This is a genomic window from Pseudomonas palleroniana (genome assembly GCF_022836895.1).
In the GTDB taxonomy this organism is placed as follows: Bacteria; Pseudomonadota; Gammaproteobacteria; order Pseudomonadales; family Pseudomonadaceae; genus Aquipseudomonas; species Aquipseudomonas palleroniana.
Genome location: NZ_CP092411.1, coordinates 6,132,538 through 6,158,448, shown reverse-complemented (window position 1 = coordinate 6,158,448; position 25,911 = coordinate 6,132,538). Strand labels below are relative to the sequence as shown.

Genomic DNA, 25,911 nt, shown 5'->3' with positions numbered 1-25,911 from the left:
AAGGTTGCATCATGCAGCACGCACTGACAAGAGAGGATGAAGGCTAAGTGCTATATGGCTGTTATCGGCCGCTCGGAGGATTTCTGCAATCGGGCTGATAGAAGGTGTACAAACCTGTTCTGGCTATGCAACAAGAGCCCAAAAAAAGCCCCGCCAAGTGGCGGGGTTGAGGTACGAGCGTGGCGCTCGGAAATCGGTGCAGCCAGGCCTCCCTGGTAACAGGGAGGCCCGTGAGGCTTACAGCAGGATGGTGCGGATGTCGTTCAGCAACTGGCTCAGGCGCTGAGTGAAGCGTGCAGCCGCGGCGCCGTTGATCACACGGTGATCGTAGGACAACGACAGAGGCAGCATCAGCTTCGGCTGGAACGCTTTACCGTCCCACACAGGCTGGATAGTCGCCTTGGACACGCCCAGGATCGCCACTTCCGGCGCGTTGACGATTGGCGTGAAGCCAGTGCCGCCAATGTGACCGAGGCTGGAGATGGTGAAGCACGCACCTTGCATATCGTCTGGGGTGAGCTTCTTGTCGCGGGCCTTGGCCGCCAGCGCAGCCGCTTCAGCAGCAAGTTGCAGCAGGCTCTTCTGGTCGACGTTCTTGATGACCGGTACCAGCAGGCCATCCGGAGTATCGACGGCAAAGCCAATGTGTACGTATTTCTTGCGGATGATCGCTTTACCGCTCGGGGCCAGCGAACTGTTGAAGTCCGGCAGTTCCTTGAGCAGGTGCGCGCAAGCCTTGAGCAGCAGCGGCAGCACGGTCAGTTTCACGCCGGCTTTTTCGGCCACGGCTTTCTGCGCAACGCGGAAAGCTTCCAGGTCGGTGATATCGGCCTGGTCGAACTGAGTCACGTGCGGAATGTTCAGCCAGCTGGCGTGCAGACCTGCCGCGCCGATCTGCATCAGGCGGGTCATCGGCACTTCTTCGATTTCGCCGAAGCGGCTGAAGTCCACGGTGCGGATCGGCGGAATGCCCGAACCACCGGTAGCGCCGCCTGCGGCCGGAGCTTCCTTGGCTTTTTGCATCATGGCTTTGACGTAAGCCTGCACGTCTTCCTTCAGCACACGGCCGTGAGGGCCGCTGGCCGACACAGCACTCAGCTCAACGCCGAACTCACGAGCCAGCTGACGTACCGCAGGGCCAGCATGAACCTTGGCACCGCTTGGCGCGGGTGCGACAGCAGCAGGGGCCGCAGCGGCCTCGGCTTTTGCCGCAGGCGCAGGGGCGGCGGCGGCCGGAGCCGCTTCAGCCTTGGCGGCCGGAGCGGCAGCCGGTGCTGGTGCGGCAGCAGGCGCCGCGCCTTGTACTTTCAGCTTGAGGATGAAGTCACCGGTGCCGACTTCGTCTTCCAGCTTGACCGCGATGCTTTCCACGACGCCGGCAGCCGGCGAAGGGATTTCCATGGAGGCCTTGTCGGACTCCAGGGTGATCAGCGACTGGTCGGCTTCGACGGTATCGCCGACCTTGACCAGCAGCTCGATGATCTTGGCCTTGCCCGACGAGCCGATGTCCGGCACATGAATGTCCTGGACGCTGGCGGCGGCGGGTGCAGCAGCCGGGGCCGGGGCGGCCTCGACAGCAGGTTTTTCAGCAGCAGGCGCTGGCGCGGCAGCGGCAGCAGGAGCCGCCGCTGGGGCCGCATCAGCGGCACCTTCGATTTCCAGCTCCAGCAGTTCGTCGCCTTCTTTCAGGCGGTCGCCCAGCTTCACTTTCAGGCTCTTGACCACGCCGGCCTTGGGAGCAGGGATTTCCATGCTCGCCTTGTCCGATTCCAGGGTCAGGATGCTCTGGTCGGCTTCAACCTTGTCGCCGACCTTCACAAACAGCTCGATTACTTCACCTTCACCGCTGCCGATGTCAGGTACGCGAATGAGTTCGCTCACAAAAAATCTCCTCAGCAGTCCAGTGGGTTGCGTTTTTCCGGGTTGATCCCGAACTTGACGATAGCGTCAGCCACTACCTTGGGTTCGATCTCACCACGGTCAGCCAAGGCTTCCAGGGCTGCCAACACCACGAAGTGACGGTCGACTTCGAAGAAGTGACGCAGCTTCTTGCGGCTGTCACTGCGGCCGAAACCGTCGGTGCCCAGGACTTTGAATTCCTTGGACGGGACCCACTGGCGAATTTGTTCAGCGTACAGTTTCATGTAGTCGGTCGAAGCGATCACCGGGCCTTTACGGCCGGTCAGGCACTCTTCAACGAAGGTGCGCTGTGGCTTCTGGCCAGGGTGCAGGCGGTTGTGACGCTCTACGGCCAGGCCGTCGCGACGCAGTTCGTTGAAGCTGGTAACGCTCCACACGTCGGCGCCGACGTTGAACTCTTCACGCAGGATCTTCGCCGCTTCACGCACTTCACGCAGGATGGTGCCGGAGCCCATCAGTTGTACGTGGTGCGCTGCTTCCTTGGTGTCTTCTTCGAGCAGGTACATGCCCTTGATGATGCCTTCCTCCACGCCGGCCGGCATGGCTGGCTGCTGGTAGGACTCGTTCATCACGGTGATGTAGTAGAAAACGTCCTGCTGCTCTTCGGTCATCTTCTTCATGCCGTCCTGGATGATCACCGCCAGCTCATAGCCGTAGGTTGGATCAAAGGTGCGGCAGTTCGGGATGGTGGCAGCCAGGATGTGGCTGTGACCGTCTTCGTGTTGCAGGCCTTCGCCGTTCAGCGTGGTCCGGCCGGCAGTGCCGCCGATCAGGAAACCACGGGTACGGCTGTCGCCGGCCGCCCAGGCCAGGTCGCCGATTCGCTGGAAGCCGAACATCGAGTAGAAGATGTAGAACGGCAGCATTGGCTGGTTGTGGCTGGAGTACGAAGTACCGGCAGCGATGAAGGAGCTCATGGCGCCCGCTTCGTTGATGCCTTCTTCGAGGATCTGGCCCTTCTTGTCTTCCTTGTAGAACATCACCTGGTCTTTATCGACTGGCTCGTAGAGCTGGCCGACGGAGGAGTAGATGCCCAACTGACGGAACATGCCTTCCATACCGAAGGTACGGGCTTCGTCCGGAATGATCGGGACGATGCGCGGGCCGATGTCCTTGTCCTTGACCAGCTGCGCCAGAATACGCACGAAGGCCATGGTGGTGGAGATTTCACGGTCGCCCGAACCGTCAAGGATAGCCTTGAGGGTGCTGAGGTCTGGCGTCGGTACGCTGAAGCTGTTGGCGCGGCGCTGTGGCACGAAACCACCCAGTGCGGCGCGGCGCTCGCTCAGGTAACGAGCTTCGGCGCTGTTCGGCTCCGGCTTGAAGAACGGCAGGTTTTCCAGCTCTTCGTCTTTTACTGGAATGTCGAAGCGGTCGCGGAACAGCTTCAGGCTGTCGACATCGACTTTCTTGGTGTTGTGCGCGGTGTTTTTCGCTTCGCCGGCACCGGTGCCATAACCCTTGATGGTCTTGGCCAGGATGACGGTCGGTTGTTCCTTGTGGTTGACCGCTTCGTGGTACGCCGCGTAGACCTTGTACGGGTCGTGGCCGCCACGGTTGAGTTTCCAGATCTCGTCGTCGGACAAGTCGGCAACCATCGCCTTGAGTTCAGGCGTGTTGAAGAAGTGTTCACGCACGAACGCGCCGTCTTTGGCTTTGTAGTTCTGGTACTCGCCGTCGATGACTTCGTCCATGCGACGCTGCAGGATGCCGTCGACGTCCTTGGCCAGCAGTGGGTCCCAGAAACGGCCCCAGATGACCTTGGTCACGTTCCACTGAGCACCGCGGAACACGCCTTCGAGTTCCTGGATGATCTTGCCGTTGCCGCGAACCGGGCCGTCGAGGCGCTGCAGGTTGCAGTTGATGACGAAGATCAGGTTGTCCAGCTTCTCGCGGCCGGCCAGGGAGATGGCACCCAGGGATTCCGGCTCGTCACACTCGCCGTCACCCAGGAAGCACCAGACTTTCTGCTTGCCTTCAGGGATGAAGCCACGGGCTTCCAGGTACTTCATGAAACGTGCCTGGTAGATCGCCTGGATCGGGCCCAGGCCCATGGATACCGTCGGGAACTGCCAGAAATCAGGCATCAGCCATGGGTGCGGGTACGACGACAGGCCGTTACCGTCCACTTCCTGGCGGAAGTTGTTCATGTGTTCTTCGGTGATGCGGCCTTCCATGAACGCACGGGCGTAGACGCCTGGGGAGGTGTGGCCCTGGAAGTAGATCAGGTCGCCGCCGTGCTCGTCGGTCGGGGCCTGGAAGAAGTAGTTGAAGCCGATGTCATACAGGGTCGCGCTGGAAGCGAAGCTGGAGATGTGACCGCCCAGGTCCGAATCTTTCAAGTTCGTGCGCATTACCATCGCCATGGCGTTCCAACGTACCAGCGAGCGAATGCGGCGTTCCATGAACAGGTCGCCAGGCATGCGTGCTTCGTGGGTAACGGGGATGGTGTTGCGGTATGGCGTGGTGATGGCGTAGGGCAGTTGCGAGCCGCTGCGGGTCGCGAGTTCGCCCATACGGGTCATCAGGTAGTGAGCACGGTCTTCGCCTTCTTTGTCGAGAACCGATTCCAGGGCGTCCAGCCATTCCTGGGTTTCGACGGGATCGAGGTCTTGCATGGCTTGCTCCAGGGCGGAAAGGCTACCAGAATCGGTTGCCTGAGTTTGCGACTGGCCTTGTGGGCAGACGACATAAATTCTTGGATGGCCGAAGGTTGCTTCGGCGTCCTGTAGTTTTACTACAAATCGTCAGCCATTTCAGCCTTTCGAATGTATATACGAGTAGTAAAACTACACAAGACTGAGCGTATGGCTCGGTCTGGCTGGTGAGCATAATCGTTATTGTTGATCTTTTGCGAACAAGAAAAGGTGAATGTTTGATGTTGGCTGCCAAAATGAAATTAATTTCAGCTATTTCTAACCTTTGTTCGACAGTCCTTCACCGAGCGTGGTTCCTGCGTTCACAGCTACAAGCCATTCACGCGCCGATCAAGGATAGACCATGAGCCTTCCAACGCTGGCCGAACTGCCGGCCGTTCTCTTGCCTTTTGCCCAGCGGGCCGAGCAGTCATTTCGTGACGCGGTGGCCGCGCTGGATGACGATCATGGCCTTTCTGCGTGGACGCCGCAACGGTGGGCCGACTTCGCCCGGGTATGCGCCGCCAGTGATTTTGTCATTGAACAGAGTCTTCGTGACCCTTTGATGTTGCTGGAGCTGGTGGCCTGGGGCGAGCTGGATCGCGGCTTTGCACCAGGCGAACTGTGCGGGCAGGTGGCCGGCGCGGTGCAACAGGCTGAAACAGAAGACGAGCTGGGGCGTGTATTGCGTCGTCAGCGTACCCGTCAGCAGGTGCGGATTATCTGGCGCGACCTGACTCGACAGGCGGACCTGGTGCAAACCTGCCGTGACCTCTCCGACATGGCGGACGCCTGTATCGACCAAGCGTACCAGTGGCTGTATCAGCGCCATTGCGTGCAATTCGGCACGCCGACCGGCCGCCGTAGCGGCGAACCGCAGCACATGGTCATTCTCGGCATGGGCAAGCTCGGTGCGGTGGAGCTGAACCTGTCATCCGACATCGACCTGATCTTCGCCTATCCCGAAGGCGGCGAGACGGTGGGCGTGAAGCGCGCCCTGGATAATCAGGAGTTCTTTATTCGTCTTGGTCAAAAACTGATCAAGGCCCTGGACCCGATGACCGTCGACGGTTTTGTGTTCCGTGTCGACATGCGCCTGCGTCCCTATGGTTCGGCCGGTGCCCTGGTGCTCAGTTTCAACGCGCTGGAGCAGTACTACCAGGATCAGGGGCGCGACTGGGAACGTTACGCCATGATCAAGGCACGCGTCGTGGCGGGCGATCAGGTGGCCGGCGCGCAACTGCTCGATATGCTGCGACCGTTCGTCTACCGCCGTTATCTGGATTTCTCCGCCATCGAAGCGCTGCGCACCATGAAGCAGTTGATCCAGCAGGAAGTGCGGCGCAAAGGCATGGCCGACAATATCAAGCTGGGCTCGGGGGGTATCCGTGAAGTCGAGTTTATCGCCCAGGCGTTCCAGCTGATTCACGGTGGACGCGACCTCAGCCTGCAACAGCGCCCGCTGCTCAAGGTGTTGGGCACTCTGGAAGGCCAGGCCTACCTGCCGCCGGCGGTGATTGCCGAGTTGCGCGAAGGCTATGAATTCCTGCGCTACACCGAACATGCCATCCAGGCCATCGCCGACCGGCAGACCCAGATGCTTCCGGACAACCCGCAGGATCAGGCACGTATTGCCTTTATGTTGGGCTTTGCCGATTGGGCGGCATTTCATGAGCGCTTGATGTATTGGCGCGGTCGGGTGGATTGGCATTTTCGCCAAGTGATTGCTGACCCGGATGAAGAGGAAGGCGACGAAAGCGAGCTGATGGTGGGCGGTGAGTGGTTGCCGCTGTGGGAAGAGTCCCAGGATGAAGACGCGGCGTGCCGCCAGTTGGCCGAGGGCGGCTTCAGCGACGCGCCCAAGGCCCTCAGGGCCCTGGCCAGCCTGCGAGGCAGCCCGCAATTGCGCGCGATGCAGCGCCTGGGGCGTGAGCGGCTGGATGCGTTTATCCCGCGCCTGCTGGCCCAGGCGGTGGAACACGCCAACCCCGACCTGGTCTTGGAGCGCGTACTGCCGCTGGTGGAAGCCGTCGCGCGGCGCTCCGCTTACCTGGTGCTGCTGACCGAAAACCCCGATGCGCTGCGCCGTTTGCTGACGTTGTGCGTCGCCAGTCCCTGGATCGCCGAGCAGATCACGCGGTTCCCGTTGCTGCTCGACGAGTTGCTCAACGAAGGTCGCCTGTTCAAACCGCCGTTGGCACCGGAGCTGGCTGCCGAGTTGCGCGAGCGCCTGACGCGCATCCCCGAGGACGACCTTGAGCAGCAGATGGAGGCGCTACGCCATTTCAAGCTGGCTCACCGCCTGCGCGTGGCCGCTTCGGAGATCGCCGGCAGCTTGCCGTTGATGAAGGTCAGCGATTACCTCACCTGGCTTGCCGAAGCCATCCTCGAGCAAGTATTGGCCCTGGCCTGGCGCCAGACCGTGGCCCGCCATGGTTCGCCGCAGCGCGTGGACGGCACCTTGTGCGATCCTGGGTTCATCATTGTCGGTTATGGCAAAGTCGGCGGGATCGAACTGGGGCATGGTTCGGACCTGGACCTGGTCTTTATCCATGATGGCGACCCGCAGGCGGAAACCGATGGGGCCAAACCGATCGATGGGGCGCAATTCTTCACGCGCCTGGGCCAGCGGATCATTCACCTGCTGACCACCCAGACCAACTCGGGCCAGCTCTATGAGGTGGATATGCGCCTGCGACCTTCCGGCGCCTCCGGGTTATTGGTCAGTTCATTGGGGGCGTTTGATCGCTATCAACAAAATGAAGCCTGGACCTGGGAACATCAGGCCCTGATCCGCGCCCGGGTGTTGGTGGGCAGCCAGGACGTCGGGCAGGCCTTCGAGCAGGTGAGGGCCCGTGTGCTGGGCCGTGAGCGGGACCCGGTCAAGCTGCGCCAGGAGGTCAGCGAGATGCGCGCCAAGATGCGCGATAACCTGGGCACCAAGACCACGGCGGCCGGCACCGGCGCCAATGCGTTCGAGGCGACGGCGGTGTTCGATCTCAAGCAGGACGCCGGAGGTATCGTCGATATTGAATTTATGGTGCAATACGCGGCTTTGGCGTGGTCTGCGCAACATCCATCGTTGCTGCGCTATACCGACAATATCCGCATTCTGGAAGGCTTGGAGCAGGTAGGGCTGATGCCCGCCGCCGATGCCCACCTGCTGCGCGAGGTGTATAAGGCCTACCGTTCCGCTGCGCATCGCCAGGCTCTGCAAAACGAGTCCGGTACGGTCGCCGGGGATCAGTTCGCCGACGAACGGCGGCAGGTGATGCGAATCTGGCAGGCGCTGGGGTTGAGCTGAAACACTATTAGGGCGGGGAGGCATAAGCCTCCCCGCATCGTTTGTGGAAACTACATGAATATTCTGATCGTTGGGCCCAGTTGGGTCGGTGACATGGTGATGGCGCAGACACTGTTCCAGTGCCTGAAACAGCGTCATCCCGACTGCCAAATCGACGTGCTCGCCCCCGAGTGGAGCCGGCCGATCCTCGAGCGCATGCCCGAGGTGCGCAAGGCCTTGAGCTTCCCGCTCGGCCACGGCGCCCTTGAACTGGCGACCCGTCGGCGCATCGGCAAATCCCTGGCCGGCCAGTACGACCAGGCCATCCTGCTGCCCAACTCGCTGAAGTCGGCGCTGGTGCCGTATTTTGCCGGCATCCCCAAGCGTACCGGCTGGCGCGGCGAGTTCCGTTATGTGTTGCTCAACGACGTGCGCACCCTCGACAAGGCGCGCTACCCGCTGATGATCGAGCGGTTCATGGCCCTGGCTTACGAGCCGGGTGCCGAGTTGCCCAAGCCTTACCCGCGCCCCAGCCTGCAGATCGACCCGCTGACCCGCGACGCGGCACTGGCCAAGTTCGGCCTGACCCTGGACCGCCCGGTGTTGGCGCTGTGCCCGGGTGCCGAGTTTGGCGAGTCCAAACGCTGGCCGTCGGAGCATTACGCCAAAGTCGCCGAGACCAAGATCCGCGAGGGTTGGCAGGTGTGGCTCTTCGGATCGAAAAACGATCACTCGGTAGGCGAAGACATCCGTCAGCGCCTGATCCCCGGCCTGCGCGAAGAAGCGGTGAACCTCAGTGGCGACACCTCGCTGGCCGAGGCGATCGACCTGCTGTCCTGCGCGGATTCGGTGGTGTCCAATGACTCGGGCCTGATGCACGTAGCGGCCGCGCTGAACCGCCCGCTGGTGGCCGTTTACGGTTCCACCTCACCCGGTTTCACACCGCCGTTGGCCGACCAGGTCGAAGTGGTGCGCCTGGGCCTGGACTGCAGCCCGTGTTTTGACCGCACCTGCCGGTTCGGTCACTACAACTGCCTGCGCCAATTGCTGCCGCAGCCGGTCAACGAGGCTTTGCAGCGGTTGCAGGGCTCAGTGGTCGAGGTCCGTTAGTTTGCGCGTATTGGTAATCAAGACCTCATCCCTGGGTGACGTGATCCATGCGTTGCCGGCACTGACCGATGCGGCGCGGGCCATTCCCGGCATCCGCTTCGATTGGGTGGTGGAAGAAGGCTTTGCCGAAATCCCCACCTGGCACCCGGCGGTGGACAAAGTGATTCCGGTGGCGATTCGTCGCTGGCGCAAGAACCTCTGGCAGACCTTCAAGAGCGGTGAGTGGCGGCTTTTCAAACAACGCATCCAGTCGACCAGGTACGACCTGGTGATTGATGCCCAGGGCCTGCTCAAAAGCGCCTGGCTGACGCGCTACGTGCGTGCGCCGGTGGCCGGTTTCGATAAGAACTCCGCACGTGAACCCGTCGCGGCGCGCTTTTATTCCCGGCGCCTGGCCGTGGCCCGTGGGCAACATGCGGTGGAGCGCTTGCGCCAGCTGTTCGCCGTGGCGTTGGGCTATGACCTGCCCAAGGCCCTGGGCGATTACGGCCTGAACGTCGACAAGTTGCTTGGCCTGCCGACGCAAAAGCCCTTTGTACTGTTGCTGCACGGTACCACCTGGGACACCAAGCACTGGCCCGAGGCTTATTGGCGCGAACTGGCTGAGCGGATGGGCCGCCTGGGCGTGGACGTGAAGCTGCCGTGGGGCAACGCTGCCGAAAAGGCCCGAGCCGAACGCCTGGCCCAGGGGCTGCCCAACGCCGAAGTACTGCCCAAACTGAACCTCGCCGGCGTCGCCCGTGTGTTGGCCGGTGCCCGCGCCTGCGTGGCGGTGGACACGGGCCTTGGTCACTTGGCCGCTGCGCTGGATGTGCCGACCCTTTCGCTGTTCGGCCCCACCAACCCCGGCCTCACCGGTGCCTATGGCAAAGGCCAGATCCACATGGCCAGTGACTTCCCATGTGCACCCTGCCTGCAAAAGCAATGCACCTATCAGCCCACGGCCGACGACTTGCGTCGGTTCGACATCCGGCGTGAATCGCCATTGTGCTTTACGCGCCTGAATCCCGAGCGTGTGGCAAGCCGACTGACCACGCTGTTACTGGCCGAGGACCTGCACTGATGCAACTGGCTTTTGTACTCTACAAATACTTTCCCTTCGGCGGCTTGCAACGCGACTTCATGCGTATCGCCCTGGAGTGCCAGCAGCGTGGTCATCAGATTCGCGTGTACACGTTGATCTGGGAAGGAGATATCCCGCCGGGTTTTGAAGTGCTGGTGGCGCCGGTCAAGGCGTTCTTCAACCATCGTCGCAACGAGAAACTCAGCGCCTGGATGGCAGCGGACCTGGCCAAGCGCCCGGTGGACCGTTTGATCGGCTTCAATAAAATGCCCGGCCTGGATGTTTACTATGCCGCCGACGGCTGTTTTGAAGACAAGGCGCAAAACCTGCGTCACTCGTTGTACCGCTATTTCGGTCGCTACAAGCACTTTGCCGAGTACGAGCGTGCGGTGTTCGCCAGGGAGGCCAAGACCGAAGTCCTGATGATTTCCGAAGTGCAGCAGCCGTTGTTCATCAAGCATTACGATACGCCGCTTGAACGCTTCCATCTGCTGCCGCCAGGCATTGCCCAGGACCGCCGTGCGCCGCCGAATGCCGCCGAGATTCGCGAGGGTTTCCGCAAGGAATTCAACTTGGGTGACGACGATTTGCTGCTGGTGCAAATCGGCTCGGGTTTCAAGACCAAAGGTGTCGATCGCAGCCTCAAGGCTGTGGCCGCGTTGTCGCCCGAGCTGAAAAAACGCGTCCGGTTATTTGTAATCGGCCAGGACGACCCCAAGGTATTCCAACTGCAAAGCGCGGCGTTGGGGCTGGGGGATAACGTGCAGTTCCTCAAGGGCCGCAGCGATATCCCGCGTTTCCTGCTGGGCGCCGACCTGTTGATTCATCCGGCGTACAACGAAAATACCGGTACGGTGTTGCTCGAAGCCTTGGTGGCGGGTTTGCCGGTGCTGGTCTCGGCCGTGTGTGGTTATGCCCACTACATTGCTGAAGCCGACAGTGGCCTGGTACTGGATGAGCCGTTCGAGCAGAACCAGCTCAACCATTACCTGACGCACATGCTCACCGACACTGCACAGCGCGCGGCCTGGAGCCGCAATGGGTTGGCCTTTGCCGAGACGGCCGACCTCTACAGCATGCCGCAACACGCTGCGGATGTGATTCTGGCGGAGCCCAAACGATGAAGTTGATCCTTGCCGAACCCTTCAAGACTTTATGGGCTGGGCTTGATGCCTTTGCCGAAGTCGAGAAACTGCAAGGCGAAGTGTTTCGCGAACTGGCGGCACGTCGTACTTTGCGCACCGAGGTGGGTGGCCGTCCGTATTTCGTGAAGGTCCACCGTGGCATTGGCTGGGGCGAAATCTTCAAGAACCTGATTACCGCCAAGTTGCCGGTGCTGGGCGCCGGCCTTGAGTGGGCGGCGATTCATCGCTTGCAGGAACTCGGCGTGCCGACCATGACCGGCGTAGCCTTCGGCGAAAAAGGCAGTAATCCGGCAGACCAGCACTCGTTCATCATCACCGAAGAGCTGGCGCCGACTCTCAGTCTCGAAGACGTTACCGTGAACTGGGCCGCTGAACCCCCTGCGCCCGCGTTACGCCACGCCCTCACGGCCGAATTGGCGCGCATGGTCGGAGACATGCACCGGGGTGGCGTCAATCACCGCGACTGCTACCTGTGCCACTTCCTGCTGGACACCTCGCAACCGATTGACGCACGCAATATCAAGCTCTCGGTGATCGACCTGCACCGTGCCCAATTGCGCGCTCAATTGCCGTTGCGCTGGCGTGATAAAGATCTGTCTGCGTTGTACTACTCGGCGCTGGATATAGGTCTTACCCGTCGCGACAAGCTGCGTTTCCTGAAGGGGTACTTCCGTCAGCCGCTGCGTCAGATCCTGGCCGAACAAGCGGCATCCTTGAGCCTGCTGCAGCGCAAGGCCGACAAGCTATATGCGCGCAAGCAACGTTTGGGGGATGCAATCTGATGGCGGGTTGGAACCTGGAACCTGCCTACGCGGCCCTGAAAGATGACTTCGGAAGCCTCGAGGCGGTTTTCGCCCTGCAAGGCCAGCAACTGACCCGCGACCCATTGTCGGAAGTGATCCGGGTGGAGCGGGGCGGGGTCAATTACTACGTCAAGCGCTACACCGGCGCCGGCAAGGGCCTGCGGCGTTATCTGGGCAAGCCGCGGGTCAAGTCCGAATGGCAGAACCTCAAGCGCTTCAACAAGTGGGGCATTCCCACTGCGGATGTGGTGGCTTGGGGGTTGGAGCGCAATGGCCTGGCCTACGACCGTGGTGCGATGATCACCCGTGAGCTGCCCAAGACCGAAGACCTGTCGGTGCTGGCCGACCGCAACGATGCGCGTCTCAAGAACCGCAAATGGGTGGATGTGGTCAGCCGCCAGCTCGCCGAATATACCCGTACCATGCACGAGCACCGTTTTACCCATAACGATCTGAAGTGGCGCAACCTGTTGATCGACGACCAGCAGACGCTGTACCTGATCGACTGCCCCAACGGTGATTTCTGGCGCGGCTTCTGGCTCAAGTACCGCATTACCAAAGACCTGGCATGCCTGGACAAGGTTGCCAAATATCATTTGTCGGCCACCCAGCGCCTGCGGTTCTACATGCAATACCGCCAACGTACGCACCTGACGGCGTCGGACAAACAGCGAATTCGCCATGTGGTGAAGTTTTTCGAGGGACGCGAATGAGTGACTTTCTGGCGGCCGAAGACCGAGCCCTGCTTGAGCGCAATGGCCTTGCAACCTTCGAGGCATTGTGGGCCAAGCAATTGGACGCGGTCGACGAACCGAACACCAGCCGTGGTGGGTGGAGCAGCGTATTTCGTCTGGAGCTGGAGGGGCAGGGTTATTACCTCAAACGCCAAAGCAACTATCTGACGCGTACCTTGCATAGCCCGTTCGGCGAGCCTAGCTTCGCCCGCGAATTCCGCAATATCAGCCGCTACCGGCAGCTGGGTATTCCTGCATTGCAGGCTGCCTTTTTTGGTGAGCGCAAGGTGCAGGGCGAGCGCCGTGCCATCTTGCTGACCCGTGCATTGGACGGCTGGAGCGACCTGGACACATTGCTGGAGCAATGGTCGCAATTGAGCGATGCTCAGCGTGCCGCGATCCTGCTGGCGTGCGGTCAGCTCGCCCGGCGCCTGCATCGCGCAGGCCAGGTGCATGGTTGTTTTTACCCCAAGCATATTTTCCTGCGGGCCAGTGATGAAGGCTACGCCGCGCAGCTGATTGACCTGGAGAAAACCCGGCCGCTGTTGTTCGGTTGGCGTGACCGCGTCAAGGATCTGGAGCCGTTGTTGCGACGCGCGCCGCAATGGTCGGACGACCAGGTACGCCAACTGCTGGCCGCCTATCTCGGCGAGCCGCAATACAGTGCGCTGGTCTCTACATGGCTGCAGAAATTGACCGCCCGCCGCAGCCAAAAGGAAAACCGTTGATGCGTTTGTCCGAGCTGAAAATGGCCGGCCGTACTCCCGACCTGCCCCTGACCATTGAGCTTGCGGATGCGGCGGGCCCTGGCCAACTGCAACTGTTGAGCCTGCTGCGGGTATTGCCGGGTGAGCGTTACGTCGGTGCCGCGGTGTGGCGTGGCCGCCCGGTGTTGGCCAAGTTGTTGGTGGGCAGCAAGGCGGCACGCCATTTTCAGCGTGAACTCTCGGGTGTGCGCCTGCTCGCCGAGCACGGCCTGACCACGCCGTTGTTGCTGGCTGATGGTTTGAAGGACGGCGAGGGCGGCTGGCTGCTGTTCGAGTTCATCGAAGGTGCGCAAAGCCTCGCCGATGCCTGGCAGGCGGTCGAAGGTTTGCCGCCGCTGGCAGATGAACAAACCGCCGTACTCGCCGAAGCCCTGGGCGCGATTGCCCAGATGCATGCCAAAGGCCTGTGGCAGGAAGACCTGCATCTGGACAACCTATTGCGCCATGATGGCAAGCTGTACCTGATCGATGGTGCCGGGATTCGTGTCGAAGAAGCGGGCAAGCCGCTGTCGCGCAGCCGGGTGCTGGAAAACCTCGGTGTGTTCTTCGCCCAGCTACCCAAACACCTTGAGCCGTTCACCGAGGAGCTGCTGGTGTATTACCTGCTGGGCAACGGCGAACATGCCTTGCCGCTGGAAGCCCTGGAAAAACAGGTGCACAAGGTCAGTGCCTGGCGCCTGCGGGACTTTTTGAGCAAGGTCGGCCGTGAATGCACGCTGTTCAGCGTCGTAAGGGGGGCTTTTGCCTTGCGCGCCATTCGTCGTGAGGAAGAACCGGCGATGCTGCGGGTGCTGGCGCAGGCTGACGTGTTGCTCGATCAGGGCCATCTCTATAAAACCGGTGGCGCGGCGACTGTCGCCAAGGTAGAGGTCGCTGATAGGCCGTTGGTGATCAAGCGATACAACATCAAAGGTTTTGTGCATTGGCTCAAGCGCTTCTGGCGCCCCAGCCGCGCCTGGCATTCCTGGCGCGAAGGCAACCGCCTGGCGTTCCTGGGGATCGCTACACCCAAGCCGCTGGCTGTACTGGAGAAGCGTTTTCTCTGGCTGCGCGGCCGGGCTTACCTGGTGACCGAGTTCTTGCCGGGACCGGACATCATCGAGCGCTTCGCACCCTACGTTGAACACGGCGATGCGCCTGAGAACGAACTGTTGGCCCTGGACCAGTTGTTCGCCGAACTGATCCGCGAGCGCATCAGCCATGGCGACTTCAAAGGGCACAACCTGTTCTGGAACGAAGGCCGCTGGGCAATGATCGATCTGGATGCCATGTGCCAGCACCGCTCAGTCGCCAGCTTTGCCCCGGCGTTTGCCAGGGATCGTGCGCGGTTTATGCGTAATTGGCCGTCGGACAGTGCGCTCTACAAGTTGATTGACCAGCGTTTGCCCAAACAGGTCTGATTCGGGCGAGACCTAATGCCTGATCAGTTAAGCGATAGAACGGACGATGGTTGATCTGTGGGAGGGGGCTTGCTCCCGATAGGCCGTGTGGCGGCCTCAAAAATGGGCCTGCTACGCAGTCCATCGGGAGCAAGCCCCCTCCCACAGGTTGATTTGGGGGGAATCTAGAACTGGTACTCAGCCCCTGCGCCCGCATACCACGATCGCCCGGGGGCCGCTTCGTAATAGCGGCCGTTGCCGTCACCGACAATGACCGAGCCGACATACTGGCGATCCAGGAAGTTATCCAGGCGTAACGTCTGGTGAAAGGTCCAGTGTTCCACCTTCTGCTCGAACCGTGCACGCCAGTTGAAGACGCTGTAGCCCGGCGCCGCGTGTTGCTGGTTGGTGTCCTCTACGTAGACCTTGCTGCGGTACATGCCTTCGATAGCGCTACTGACCCAGTCGCGGGGCTTCCAGTTCAGCTCGGCGAACAGGGTGGTTTGTGGTACGCCTGGCAGGTAGTTGCCCTTGTCCACGGGTTTGCCACCGCCAACAAAATCGCTGTCATAGGTGGCTTGCAGGCGGGTGTAGGCAAGTTGGGTGCTCCACTGTTCCGTCAGTTGGCTTTCGATACCCAATTCAAAGCCCCGGCGCAGAGTGCGGCCGGCGTTCTGATAGGTGGTGCGACCACCGCTGGATTGTTGCACCACCAGCTCGTCTTCGGTGGTGATCTGAAACACGGCTGCGTTGAGTCGCGTGTCCTGCCCGAGGCGGGCTTTGAGCCCCATTTCATACTGGGTGCTGACTGACGGCTTGAGCGCGAAGTTGAAGCCGTTCGAGGCGCCGGAATAGGCCGATTCGGCCTGGGTCGGTGTTTCGAAGCCTTTGCCCGCACTCACATAGCCATGCAGGTCCGGCGTAAAGGCGTACATGACGCTCACCGACGGCGTGTTCTTCTGGTAGGTCTTGTTGCCGCTGTCGTTACCGTCGCTCTGGAAGTGATCGTCGACGTCCATCTTCATGGTGCTGTGGCGCAGGCCGGCTTGCAGCGTCCAGTCGCCCAGCAGCCAGTTGGCTTGCACGAACGGGTCGAGACTGGTGGCGGTGTCGATTTCATCGCGGCCCAGGGCGCCTTTGACGCCATGCACGCCGTCGAGCGTATTGGAATAGCCCTGGCGATCATCCTGACTGCGGTCGTAGTCGAGGCCGGTGATCAGCGTGAGGTCTCCAGGCGCGCTGGTGATGGGTTGCAGCCAGCGCAGGGAGCCGCCGTAGAATTTACGCTCGAAGTCCACCACGCCGCCGCGCTTGTCGGGTGGTGTGCCACCTGGAATCGATAAATATTGAATCACGCTGCGGCGGCCCGTGTACGCATTCACCTGCAAGGTGGCATCGCCGAAGTAGCGCTCATAATTCAGCCCCAACTGTTGGTGGTCGATACTTTTGCGCGTGTTGTATGTCAACGCACTGGTGCTCACCGAGCGCGGGTCGGCCTTGTAGGCTTGCCATGTCTGGCCCAGCGGATCCTGCGTATTGTTCTGCTCCAGGCTGCTGTAGATCAGCGCCAGTTTGCTGTCGTCATCCGGCTGGACGTTGAGCTTGGCGAAGGTCTGGTCGCGGCGGGCGCTGCTGTGGTCGCGGTAGCCGTCGGTGTCCATGCGTGAGGCGTCGAGCACGAAGCCGGCACCGTTGGCCGCGCCTTCGGCGCTCAGGTGGTTTTTGTTCAGGCCATCGCTGCCCACCAGGGTTTCGGCGCCGATGCGCGGTGGGCCCTCGCCGTCACGCGAGAACATCTGGACCACCCCGCCGGCGTTGCTGCCGTACAGCGTGGCTGCCGGGCCGCGCAGCACTTCAATGCGCTCGGCGGTGTCGAGGTTGAACGTGGCCGCCTGGCCCTGGCCGTCCGGGGTGCTGGCGGGAATGCCGTCGGCAATCAATTTGATGCCGCGCACGCCAAACGCCGAGCGTGCGCCGAAGCCGCGGGAAGAAATCTGCAGGTCCTGCGCATAGTTCTGACGGTTCTGCACCACCAGGCCCGGCACGCGGGACAGGGCTTCGGAGGCGTTGATGCCCAGTTGGCCGTCGCTGATCTGCTCGCGGCTGATACTGTCCACCGAGTACGGCAGGTCGAACGTCGGGCTGGCGCTGCGCGAGCCGGTGACCACGCTGGGGTCGAGGATCAGGGCGGTGTCGTCGGCCGTGGCGGTATCGCATACGGCGAACAGGCTAGGTAATAGCAAGGTGATGCGGGCGAGGGTTTTCATGAGTCAGCCGAAATGCGAGGCGCTTTGTGTGTAAACGCGCAAAAGGGCGCGAGTTTAGTGGTTTGGCAGGTTTTGCGCATTTCGGAAGCATCCTACGCGTTGTAGCGGTGGGGCTGGGCTGAACCCCGCTCAAGTCAGGTGCTAGCGTGGCGAACCATCTTGAGGGCTCGCCATGAACGTAAAAACTGCGCTGGCAGTCGGTTTGGTTTCAATGACGATCAGTGGCTGCGGCACACTCAATACGGTGCTGCGTGAAGATGTCGCAGCGACCCGAGAGCTGCGCAAGCAAAAAACCTATTGTGCGGCCATTCCTCGTATCTACAGCGGCGTGGCGTTTGATTTCTGCCTGCTGCACGCTGCGCCAGACCCGACGGGCGTGCTCATACCGTTTGTGTTGGCTGATATCGCCTTGTCGGGTGCATTGGACACGGTCGTTCTGCCCTACACCCTGTATCGGCAAGTCGAGTACGGCTACCTCTATGTCTACCGTTAAGCCGCGCCGATCCTCTTGCCGCTAACAGTCTTGTGCTGCTTTTAAGCTATAATCCCGCCCTTTAGCTGTTTCCCGCCGAGGTGGGAGGCACACTTTTTTCAGGCGCAACCCGCCTGCATGCAGACTAAAAGAGGCTAGACCCCTGTGGCATTGACGATTCTTGGCCTGTCCGGCGCCCTTAGCCATGATCCTTCCGCAGCCTTGTATATCGACGGCAAGCTGATCGCGGCCGCCGAAGAAGAGCGCTTCGTACGCGACAAACATGCAAAGAACCGCATGCCTTACGAGTCGGCGAAGTTCTGCCTGGAACAGGCCGGCATCAAGCCTTCCGACGTTGACGTAGTGGCGATCCCATTCGCCCCGATCAGCCTGTTCGGTGAGGCGCGCTGGCACTACGCCAAGCGTTACTGGTACGCCCCGGACCGCGCCCTTGACGCGATCCTGATGGGCAACCGTCGCTACAAGCGCTATCGCAACAAGATCGTCTGGTGCCTGGAGCAACTGGGCTTCGATCCGAAGAAGATCAAGATCGAACCGGTTGAACACCACCTGGCTCACGCTTCCAGCGCCTACCACTGCTCGGGCTTCCAGGAAAAAACCGCGATCCTGGGCATCGACGGCAAGGGCGAATACGCCACCACGTTCTTCGGCTACGGCGAAAACGGCAAGATCCACAAGATCAAAGAATTCTACGATCCGGACTCCCTGGGCGGCCTGTACGGGGCAATCACCGAGTTCCTCGGTTTCGAGATGCTCGACGGTGAGTTCAAGGTCATGGGCATGGCGCCGTATGGCGATGCCAGCAAATATGACTTCTCCCGCCTGGCCTCGTTTGAGAATGGCGAGTTGGTGATCAACACCGACTACGCCAACGTCATCGGCCTGCGTCGTTATAAAGAGAAGGGCAAGGGCTTCTACTTCTCGCCGAAACTGATCGAGTGGCTGGGCCCGAAACGCGAGGGTGACATCGCCGACGAGCCGTACATCCACTACGCCGCCAGCATGCAGGCGCTGTTCGAGAAGCTGGCCCTGCAGATGATCGACCATTACCTGGGCGACATCCTCAAGGAAACCGGCAAGCTGGCCTTCGCCGGCGGCTGTGCGCTGAACGTCAAGCTGAACCAGAAGATCATCGCGCGTGACGACGTGAAAGAGCTGTTCGTGCAACCGGCGTCCGGCGATGCCGGCACTGCGGTTGGCGCGGCAGCCTATGTGTCGCACGCTCGTGGTGTACCGGTAGAGAAGATGGAACACGTCTATCTCGGCCCGTCCTACAGCAACGAAGACGTGATCGCCGCGTGCGCCAAGCACGAGAGCAAACCGAACTGGCGCAAGATCGAGAACATGCCTCAGCGCATCGCCAAGATCATGGTCGACGGCAACCCGGTAGCCTGGTTCCAGGGCCGCATGGAATTCGGTCCGCGTGCGTTGGGCGGCCGTTCGATCATCGGTTGCCCAAGCGCCACCGGAGTGGCTGACCGCATCAACCACCAGATCAAGTTCCGCGAGCGCTGGAGGCCTTTCTGCCCGTCGATGCTCGACACCGTGGCCCCGCAGATGATCAAGGTCGACCACCCGGCGCCGTTCATGACCTTCACCTTTGAAGTGGCCGAGGAATGGAAAACCCGCGTGCCGGAAGTGGTCCATGAAGATGGCACCTCCCGAGCCCAGGTGCTCAAGCGCGAATACAACCCGCGCTACTACGACATGATGAAAGAGCTGGAAGTACTGACCGGCAACGGCGTGTCCCTGAACACCTCGCTCAACCGTCGTGGCGAAGCGATGATCTGCTCGCCGACCGATGCGTTGAACATGTTCTTCGGCTCCGACCTGCAGTACCTGATCATGGAAGACATCCTGGTCGTCAAAGACGGCGTGGACCCTTATGACGCGCTCGGCTGATCGGCAGGTCCTGCAATTCTGCCACGGCTATGACGGGCCGTTCCTGGACTGCGCGCGGCAATACGCCAGCCTGTTCGCGGGCTCGGGTTACAAGGTGACCACGGTGTTCCTCACCGGGGTCGCCGACCCCGGCGTGGCGGCGGCCTGTGCCAGTGATGAAGTGTTGTTCATGGAATACAGCTCCAAGGCCATCCGTGGCCTGAAGCTGTCGGCCATCGCCCAGATGCGCAAGATTGCCGCGTCACGCAACTTCAGCTTCTGCATTGCCCACCGCGCCAAACCCATTTACATCGCCCTGCTGGGCACGGGGTTGCAGGTCATCGGCGTGCATCACGCCTTTGGTGACTATCAGCGTCGAGGTCGTCGCCTGTTTGCCTCGATCTTCCAGAGGCGCCTGAGCCTGCTGGCAGTTTCGGACGCGGTGCGTGATGACATCCGTCGCTGCCTGCCGAAATGGCCGGCGGCACGTATTCAGACTTTGTATAACCGCATCGATGTCGAGGCCCTGCAGGCGCAACAGGTGTCGAAGGATGAGGCACGCGACGCCCTGGGGTTGTCACCCGACGAGTGGGTGGTTGGCAACGTCGGTCGCCTGCACCCGGACAAAGACCAGGCCACGCTGCTCAAGGGCTTTGCCCTGGCATTGGCGCAGTTGCCGGCTGAAAGCAAGCTGGCGATCCTCGGCAGCGGGCGCCTGGAGCAAGACCTCAAGAGCCAGGCTCGCGAATTGGGGATTGCCGATCGGGTGTTGTTCCTCGGCCAGGTGCCGAATGCGCGCCTGTATTTCCGTGCGTTCGATGCCTTTGCCCTGAGTTCCGACCACGAGCCCTTCGGCATGGTGCTGCTTGAAGCCATGGCTGCCGGTGTACCGTTGCTGGCCACGGCTTGCGGCGGTGCGCGGGAAGTGGTCGAAGGCGTTGGCATATTGTTTCCCTTCGGTGATGCCGAGCACCTGGCACAGGGCCTGGTCCATCTGGCTGCAATGGGCCCGCAGCAGAAGCGCCAGTGCGCCGAAATGATGCTGGAGCGTCTGCATGCACAGTTCTCGGATCAGGCAGTACACACGGCTTTCTGGCAGTTGCCCCACGTAATTGAACTGACCGCGGGGGCTTGATGCTCAATCGATTTCAAGGCTGGCGTGAGCGTGGCTGGTCCGTTGTCGACGCGACTGCCTACAGCGCCGCGTGGAAGCGTTTCGGCGGCAGTGTCGCCACCCATCCGCAGATCATCGAACGCCTGGCCGCGCTGGCGGGTATTCCCGTGCGCTATCTGGCGTGGGAGCAAGGCGACGAACTCAAGGCGTGCATTGCCACGTGGGGGCGCGACCTGGCGTTGTCCAAGGATGTGCTCAAGCGTCAAGGCAAGAAGGGCCTCTTCGACCTGGGCAATGCCGAATTGATCCTGCCGGCCGCCGTCGACGCCCAAGCACCGCTGCGTCACCGGGGCCGTTACTTGTCGACCCTCAATGAGGGGCGTTTCAGCGGGCTCAAGCCTCAGCCCGAGCAGTTAGCCATGGCGCGTACGCCGGAAGAGTTGTCGAAGAAGTTTCGCTACAACCAGCGCCGTGAGTTGCGCTTGTTGGAGGAGGCTGGTGGTGTCGTGCGGTCGGTGAGCGAATTTTCCAGCCAGGAACTAGCTGCGATCTACTGCGATTTGTTCCTGCGTCGCTGGGGTTTTGTCGCCACGGGTGCCGAGCGGATGGCCGAGGTGATCGAGTTGCTGCGTGAATGGCTGATCGGCTCGGTGATTTTTCTTAACGATGCGCCGATTGCTGTGCAGTTGGTGTACCGGGTCGAGTCGTCCGACTGGATCAGCGTGGAATATGTCAATGGTGGTGTCGACCCTGAAACCCGCTCATTCAGCCCAGGCAGCGTCCTGAGCTTTCTCAATACCCAAGCCGCCTGGGAGCAGGCGCGAGAAGTCGGCAAACCGCTGCGGTTTTCTTTCGGTCGGGCCGATCGCGAGTATAAGGACCGCTGGTGCAACCCGGTGCAGGTATTCAGCGTATGAGTCGCAAGCAGCAGTTGCTCAAGCGTCACCGGCGTAACAAGCGCATCGGTCTGTTGATCGGTTTGTTGCTGTTGGTGGTCATTGGCGTGCTGGTGGCCTGGTGGCTACCGATAGTGCTGGCCGTGTTGGCATGGGTCGCCCACGAAGCCTGGTTTGCCGACCATTTGTTCTACTCGCCGTCGCAAGACTATCAATACCCGTTTGCAGAAGACGCTCAATTGGCCGGAGTGCGGCTGGAGGGCGATCGGCTGCTACTTGATCGACCTGACGAATTGAAGGCGGACGCCACGTTGATACTGGCTGTTCGGTTGGAGAGCCGTTGGCTGGGGCGTTTTCTTGACCCTGCCGTCGAGCTGACAGGCGGCGGGCAGGTCGACCGTCAAGCATTCGAGCGCGGTGTAAACGGTACGCGCTATATCAATCTGACGGGGCTGGCGCCGGCCCTGCTCGCCGGGGAGTTGCGGGTACGTGCGCGTCATTGCCGGTTCAAAGGCGCGCCCAAGCTGTGGGCCTGGAGCAACCCTGACCTGAGTACGCGGCGAGTGATGGTGGTCGCGCCCCATGCCGATGACGCTGAGTTGGCGGCGTTCGGCCTTTACAGCCAGGCCGAAGAACCGTGGATCGTGACCCTGACCGCCGGTGAAATCGAAGCTGAACATTACCGGCAGATGGGCCTGGGGGCTGTCGAGGCGTCGCGCGTCAAGGGTCGGCTGCGTGCCTGGGACAGTATCGCCGTACCGCGCTGGGCCGGTGTGCCCGAATCCCATTGCGTGCAGCTGGGCTATTTTTGCCTGCAACTGCAAGCCATGCAGGCCGCGTCGGACGTGCCGGTTACCTCGCGGGAAGCGGACCTTGCGGATACCCGTCTGTTTCGCCAATTCAACCCATTCCCGCTGCCGACCGATGGTGACGGTTTGCCGACCTGGAACAACCTGCTGGCTGACCTGCGTCACTTGTTACTGACGGCGCGCCCCGAAGTCATCGTGTTACCGCATCCGGTCATCGACCCGCATCCTGACCATATCTGCGCGCAGCAAGCGGTGCTGGAAGCGCTGCAGGGGTTGGAATGGCAACCGTCCATGTTGCTCGGATACGCCAATCACTTGCACGACAATGATCGCTGGCCGATGGGGGATGCCGGCAGTGGTGTCGCTTTGCCACCTTTCTTTGATTCAACGTACACTTTGCACCCTTATTGCATATCGCTGACTGATGAGCAGCAGTGTGACAAGGCAATGTCGCTTGGCATGATGCATGACTTGCAACCGCGGATGCCGTTCAAGCGGCGACTGCGGCGGGTTATCCAGCGGGTTCTGGCGCGCCGGACGATTTCACCTTGGGGAGAAAACGAGTTTTTCCGCAAGGCCGTCCGTCGTCATGAGCTGTACTGGGTGATCCGACGTCCCCAAGCGTTCGGCAATGTGAGAGAGCACTGAGTGCTCTCTGTAAATGGCAGTGAGTCCCCGTTTTGATCAACCCATGCCCTCGTATTATTTTTATCATCCCCTACTTCGGCTGCTGGCCGTTCTGGATGCCGTTTTTCCTGGAAAGCTGCCGTCACAATCCGGATATCGACTGGCTGTTGTTCAGTGATTGTCCAATGCCGGCCAACGTCCCGACCAATGTGCGCATCGAGCACATCACATTTGCCGATTACTGCGCCCTGGTATCACAGCGCCTGAATATCCCGTTTGCCCCTCAGGCTGCTTACAAACTGTGCGACATCAAGCCAGCGCTCGGGTATATCCACGCCGACCGGCTTGAAGAGTATGATTTCTGGGCCTTTGGCGATCTGGACCTGATCTACGGCAACCTGCGTAACTATTTCACCGCAGAGCGTCTGGCGGGCTACAACTTGTTCTCCACCCATGAGCGCCGCGTGGCGGGCCACTTGTGCCTGATGCGCAACACCGCCAGCAAGCGCGAAGTGTTCATGCAGATGAAGAATTGGCAGCAACGTTTCACCGATCAGAAGCACCATGCGCTGGACGAGGGCGCCTTCAGCAGGATCTTCCTGTGGCGCAAGAACTTTCCTAAGCCATTGTTCGAGCTGGTCGGTAAGCTCAACCCGTGGCGCCGGCAGAGTGAGTTTGTCGAGGCATTCAGCACGCCCGGCGGCGTGATCAAATGGCACGACGGCACGGACCGCTTCCCGCACCAGTGGTATTGGAACAAGGGACACCTGACCAATGACCGGGACGGCGAGCGGGAATTTCCCTATTTTCATTTTGTCTGTTGGAAGCGTAATCAGTGGCCATTGGTGGAAACACCGTGTCCTGATCAGATCCAGGCGCTGGCGGCTGCACCGTCCTGGATTGTTGATGCTACGGGTTTCCATCGAGGAGCGTTATGAGCCGGCGGTTCAAAGTCTTGCAGTTGCAGCCTGACTACAATGTCAAATCCCATGATTTCGCTGACTTGGCCGAGCAGATCGTCAAGGCACTGCCGACGGATCGCTATGAGGTCACCGCAGCCTTCCTGCGCGGTCGACCGGGGCCGGGCGAACCGGTGAGCCGTGCGCACGCATCGGTGTATTTCGAGTTTTCCGACAAGGCCCTCAAAGGCATGCGCCTGCTTGCCATGTGGCGCCTGTATCAGTTCTGCCGCAAGGAACGCTTCGACGTAGTGGTGTGCAACCGCTTCAAGCCCGTCAACATGCTGCTGCAGCTCAACCGCTGGTTGAAGATCCCCCTGTGTATCGGGATCTCCCACGGGTTTGGCGAGTACGACCGCTTATACCGCCGCAAACAGGCCCAGCGACTGATTGACGGCCATTGGCGGTTTGTCGGCGTGTCACCGGCGGTCAAGCAGTACCTGCTGGACTGCCAGTGCGGCTTCACCGACAGCAACACCTACGCGATTACCAATGCCATCGATATCGAACAGACCGATGCATTGCAGTATTCCCGGGAGCAGGCGCGTGAGCTGCTGGGGCTCGACCCTTCGGTGCGCTTGGTCGGAGCATTGGGCCGGCTGGTGCCGGTCAAGGGGCATACTTATTTACTGCAGGCTTTTGCGCAGCTCAAGGAGCGCTATCCCTCGGCGCAGATGGCTATCATCGGCGCCGGACGGGAGGAGGCCAACTTGTCGGCTGAAATCGAGCGCCTGGGCTTGAGCGGTCGTGTCCACTTGCTCGGCTTTCGCGAGAACGCTTTGCGTTATGTGCGCGCTTTTGACATCTGGGCGATGCCGTCCCTGGCCGAGGGCTTGGGCCTGGCGCTGCTGGAAGGCATGAGTGGGCGACTGCCGATCATCGCGTCGAGCGTGCCGGCCATGCTGCCATTGATCGAGGGTGCGGGCGGCCTGGCGGTCGAACCGGCCAACGTTGCGGCGCTGGCGCAGGCGCTGGACAGCTACCTGGCTCTGCCCGATGACGCCTTGGCGCGCAAGGGTGAACAGGCTTATCAGTACCTCCAGGCCAATCATGACATCGAGGTGTTCCGTCGCGAATATCTCGAGCTCATCGAGTCGGGACTGGCTCAAGCACGCAGAGAGAATGTATGAACCAGAATCAACCGTTGGTCACTGTGATCATCGCGTCGTACAACCACGCTCCCTATATAGAAGAGAGCATCCTGAGCGTACTGAACCAGACGTATGCCAACATCGAGCTGCTGGTGATCGATGACGGCTCCACCGATGACAGCGTCGTGCGCATTCGCGGCTTGCTGGAACATCACGCCTTTGATTTTCGCGTACAGCAGAACCAGGGGCTGACCAACACTCTCAATGACGCCATCGCACGCGCCAGGGGCTCGTTGATTGTGCCGTTCGGTTCCGATGACATTATGTTGCCCGAGCGTATTGCGACCCAGGTTGCCTATATGGACGGCAAGCCTGAGGTGGGGATTTGCGCAGGTAATATCGAACTGATCGACTCCGAGGGGGCGCTGTATCCGGAAAGCCGCCAGCGCCGCGATGTACCCTTCCGGCGCCTCGATTTCGATGACATGTTCCTGGAGCGCAAGCCTTATCCGCCAGCACCGACGCTGATGATTCGGCGCGAGGCGCTGGAGGCGGTCGGGGGGTTCGACCCGCAGATTCGTCTGGAAGACTTGTTCATCGAATTGAAGATCACTCACGCGGGTTACTTCATCGACGGTTTGAACGTGGTGATGGCGCGCTATCGCAAGCACGCTACCAACTCCTACAAAAACCACCGCTTCATGATCGACAGCATACTGCGCACCTACGCCCTGTTCAGCGATCACCCGTTGTATGACGAGGTGCGTTACAAGTTCCTCAGTTCCATGTTCCTCAAGACATCCAATCGCAACCGCGAGCTGGCCCGGGAGTTGTTGGCGCAGATTCCGTTTCGCGCCTGGAACAAGAAGACCTGGCGTGGCCTGGCCCGCCTGTATTTTTCCCCGCTGGAAAAAGACTGATCCCCCTACGGGCC

General features: G+C 60.9%; 19 protein-coding genes. 16 read left to right on the top strand and 3 right to left on the bottom strand.

Annotated elements, in window-relative coordinates; all coding sequences use genetic code 11:
• Positions 1 to 237: 237 nt before the first annotated feature.
• Both aceF and aceE read right to left on the bottom strand, forming a co-directional pair.
• The gene (aceF, locus tag MJP36_RS27705) at positions 238 to 1,881 is read right to left on the bottom strand and encodes a dihydrolipoyllysine-residue acetyltransferase (RefSeq protein WP_090367218.1); all 1,644 of its coding nucleotides are present in this window, start codon (positions 1,879 to 1,881) and stop codon (positions 238 to 240) included.
• A gap of 11 nt (positions 1,882 to 1,892) precedes the next feature.
• Entirely contained in the window at positions 1,893 to 4,538 is a 2,646-nt protein-coding gene (gene aceE / locus MJP36_RS27700; RefSeq protein ID WP_090367216.1) for a pyruvate dehydrogenase (acetyl-transferring), homodimeric type, read from the bottom strand.
• Positions 4,539 to 4,920: 382 nt separating this feature from the next.
• Here aceE and glnE point away from each other — a divergent pair, with 382 nt between their 5' ends.
• From glnE to MJP36_RS27660, 8 genes are read left to right on the top strand one after another with little or no spacing between them, the layout of a single operon-like run.
• Positions 4,921 to 7,860 carry a bifunctional [glutamate--ammonia ligase]-adenylyl-L-tyrosine phosphorylase/[glutamate--ammonia-ligase] adenylyltransferase gene (gene glnE, locus MJP36_RS27695; RefSeq protein ID WP_244384540.1) on the top strand — a complete coding sequence of 980 codons (2,940 nt, stop codon included), beginning with the start codon at positions 4,921 to 4,923 and terminating at the stop codon, positions 7,858 to 7,860.
• A 54-nt stretch (positions 7,861 to 7,914) separates the two neighbouring features.
• Positions 7,915 to 8,949, top strand: a complete 1,035-nt coding sequence (waaF, locus tag MJP36_RS27690; RefSeq protein WP_060755154.1) for a lipopolysaccharide heptosyltransferase II — start codon at positions 7,915 to 7,917, stop codon at positions 8,947 to 8,949.
• 1 nt (position 8,950) lies between these two features.
• Complete coding sequence (gene waaC / locus MJP36_RS27685) at positions 8,951 to 10,012, top strand: lipopolysaccharide heptosyltransferase I (protein WP_244384539.1); 1,062 nt, start codon at positions 8,951 to 8,953, stop codon at positions 10,010 to 10,012.
• A complete protein-coding gene (locus tag MJP36_RS27680) occupies positions 10,012 to 11,136 on the top strand; it encodes a glycosyltransferase family 4 protein (protein WP_090367210.1) in 1,125 nt (374 codons plus the stop codon). Before waaC ends, MJP36_RS27680 begins: the two co-directional genes overlap by 1 nt.
• The gene (gene rfaP, locus MJP36_RS27675; RefSeq protein WP_104995340.1) at positions 11,133 to 11,939 is read left to right on the top strand and encodes a lipopolysaccharide core heptose(I) kinase RfaP; all 807 of its coding nucleotides are present in this window, start codon (positions 11,133 to 11,135) and stop codon (positions 11,937 to 11,939) included. The genes MJP36_RS27680 and rfaP overlap by 4 nt, the downstream gene beginning before the upstream one ends.
• A complete protein-coding gene (locus MJP36_RS27670; protein WP_090367206.1) occupies positions 11,939 to 12,673 on the top strand; it encodes a lipopolysaccharide kinase InaA family protein in 735 nt (244 codons plus the stop codon). Before rfaP ends, MJP36_RS27670 begins: the two co-directional genes overlap by 1 nt.
• Positions 12,670 to 13,422 (top strand): lipopolysaccharide kinase InaA family protein, encoded by a 753-nt coding sequence (locus tag MJP36_RS27665; RefSeq protein ID WP_244384538.1) that lies wholly within the window; start codon positions 12,670 to 12,672, stop codon positions 13,420 to 13,422. The genes MJP36_RS27670 and MJP36_RS27665 overlap by 4 nt, the downstream gene beginning before the upstream one ends.
• Complete coding sequence (locus MJP36_RS27660; RefSeq protein ID WP_244384537.1) at positions 13,422 to 14,861, top strand: lipopolysaccharide kinase InaA family protein; 1,440 nt, start codon at positions 13,422 to 13,424, stop codon at positions 14,859 to 14,861. The genes MJP36_RS27665 and MJP36_RS27660 overlap by 1 nt, the downstream gene beginning before the upstream one ends.
• A gap of 164 nt (positions 14,862 to 15,025) precedes the next feature.
• Here MJP36_RS27660 and MJP36_RS27655 read toward each other — a convergent pair whose 3' ends face one another.
• Positions 15,026 to 17,107, bottom strand: coding sequence for a TonB-dependent receptor family protein (locus tag MJP36_RS27655; protein WP_244384536.1), 2,082 nt, complete (start codon positions 17,105 to 17,107; stop codon positions 15,026 to 15,028).
• Between the two features lie 172 nt (positions 17,108 to 17,279).
• Here MJP36_RS27655 and MJP36_RS27650 point away from each other — a divergent pair, with 172 nt between their 5' ends.
• The 8 genes from MJP36_RS27650 (at position 17,280) to MJP36_RS27615 (ending at position 25,897) form a co-directional block, all read left to right on the top strand.
• The gene (locus MJP36_RS27650) at positions 17,280 to 17,600 is read left to right on the top strand and encodes a YceK/YidQ family lipoprotein (RefSeq protein WP_060755146.1); all 321 of its coding nucleotides are present in this window, start codon (positions 17,280 to 17,282) and stop codon (positions 17,598 to 17,600) included.
• Positions 17,601 to 17,744: 144 nt separating this feature from the next.
• Complete coding sequence (locus tag MJP36_RS27645; protein ID WP_244384535.1) at positions 17,745 to 19,502, top strand: carbamoyltransferase family protein; 1,758 nt, start codon at positions 17,745 to 17,747, stop codon at positions 19,500 to 19,502.
• The gene (locus tag MJP36_RS27640) at positions 19,486 to 20,616 is read left to right on the top strand and encodes a glycosyltransferase (protein ID WP_244384534.1); all 1,131 of its coding nucleotides are present in this window, start codon (positions 19,486 to 19,488) and stop codon (positions 20,614 to 20,616) included. Before MJP36_RS27645 ends, MJP36_RS27640 begins: the two co-directional genes overlap by 17 nt.
• On the top strand, positions 20,616 to 21,512 hold the full coding sequence (locus MJP36_RS27635) for an antimicrobial resistance protein Mig-14 (protein WP_244384533.1): 897 nt from the start codon (positions 20,616 to 20,618) through the stop codon (positions 21,510 to 21,512). Before MJP36_RS27640 ends, MJP36_RS27635 begins: the two co-directional genes overlap by 1 nt.
• The gene (locus tag MJP36_RS27630; protein WP_244384532.1) at positions 21,509 to 22,948 is read left to right on the top strand and encodes a PIG-L deacetylase family protein; all 1,440 of its coding nucleotides are present in this window, start codon (positions 21,509 to 21,511) and stop codon (positions 22,946 to 22,948) included. Before MJP36_RS27635 ends, MJP36_RS27630 begins: the two co-directional genes overlap by 4 nt.
• 32 nt (positions 22,949 to 22,980) lie before the next feature.
• Positions 22,981 to 23,865, top strand: a complete 885-nt coding sequence (locus tag MJP36_RS27625) for a DUF6625 family protein (RefSeq protein ID WP_104995346.1) — start codon at positions 22,981 to 22,983, stop codon at positions 23,863 to 23,865.
• On the top strand, positions 23,862 to 25,016 hold the full coding sequence (locus tag MJP36_RS27620) for a glycosyltransferase (RefSeq protein WP_090367187.1): 1,155 nt from the start codon (positions 23,862 to 23,864) through the stop codon (positions 25,014 to 25,016). Before MJP36_RS27625 ends, MJP36_RS27620 begins: the two co-directional genes overlap by 4 nt.
• The gene (locus MJP36_RS27615; RefSeq protein ID WP_161547754.1) at positions 25,013 to 25,897 is read left to right on the top strand and encodes a glycosyltransferase; all 885 of its coding nucleotides are present in this window, start codon (positions 25,013 to 25,015) and stop codon (positions 25,895 to 25,897) included. The genes MJP36_RS27620 and MJP36_RS27615 overlap by 4 nt, the downstream gene beginning before the upstream one ends.
• The last annotated feature ends 14 nt before the right edge of the window (positions 25,898 to 25,911 follow it).

Bases quoted from the DNA above. Each gene is read 5' to 3' on its own strand.
- MJP36_RS27655 (WP_244384536.1), bottom strand. From the start codon at position 17,107: ATGAAAACCCTCGCCCGCATCACCTTGCTATTACCTAGCCTGTTCGCC.
- MJP36_RS27630 (WP_244384532.1), top strand. From the start codon at position 21,509: ATGAGTCGCAAGCAGCAGTTGCTCAAGCGTCACCGGCGTAACAAGCGC.
- MJP36_RS27620 (WP_090367187.1), top strand. From the start codon at position 23,862: ATGAGCCGGCGGTTCAAAGTCTTGCAGTTGCAGCCTGACTACAATGTC.
- waaF (WP_060755154.1), top strand. From the start codon at position 7,915: ATGAATATTCTGATCGTTGGGCCCAGTTGGGTCGGTGACATGGTGATG.
- aceE (WP_090367216.1), bottom strand. From the start codon at position 4,538: ATGCAAGACCTCGATCCCGTCGAAACCCAGGAATGGCTGGACGCCCTG.
- MJP36_RS27650 (WP_060755146.1), top strand. From the start codon at position 17,280: ATGAACGTAAAAACTGCGCTGGCAGTCGGTTTGGTTTCAATGACGATC.
- MJP36_RS27670 (WP_090367206.1), top strand. From the start codon at position 11,939: ATGGCGGGTTGGAACCTGGAACCTGCCTACGCGGCCCTGAAAGATGAC.
- MJP36_RS27640 (WP_244384534.1), top strand. From the start codon at position 19,486: ATGACGCGCTCGGCTGATCGGCAGGTCCTGCAATTCTGCCACGGCTAT.
- MJP36_RS27680 (WP_090367210.1), top strand. From the start codon at position 10,012: ATGCAACTGGCTTTTGTACTCTACAAATACTTTCCCTTCGGCGGCTTG.
- MJP36_RS27665 (WP_244384538.1), top strand. From the start codon at position 12,670: ATGAGTGACTTTCTGGCGGCCGAAGACCGAGCCCTGCTTGAGCGCAAT.
- MJP36_RS27615 (WP_161547754.1), top strand. From the start codon at position 25,013: ATGAACCAGAATCAACCGTTGGTCACTGTGATCATCGCGTCGTACAAC.
- MJP36_RS27635 (WP_244384533.1), top strand. From the start codon at position 20,616: ATGCTCAATCGATTTCAAGGCTGGCGTGAGCGTGGCTGGTCCGTTGTC.
- rfaP (WP_104995340.1), top strand. From the start codon at position 11,133: ATGAAGTTGATCCTTGCCGAACCCTTCAAGACTTTATGGGCTGGGCTT.
- glnE (WP_244384540.1), top strand. From the start codon at position 4,921: ATGAGCCTTCCAACGCTGGCCGAACTGCCGGCCGTTCTCTTGCCTTTT.
- MJP36_RS27660 (WP_244384537.1), top strand. From the start codon at position 13,422: ATGCGTTTGTCCGAGCTGAAAATGGCCGGCCGTACTCCCGACCTGCCC.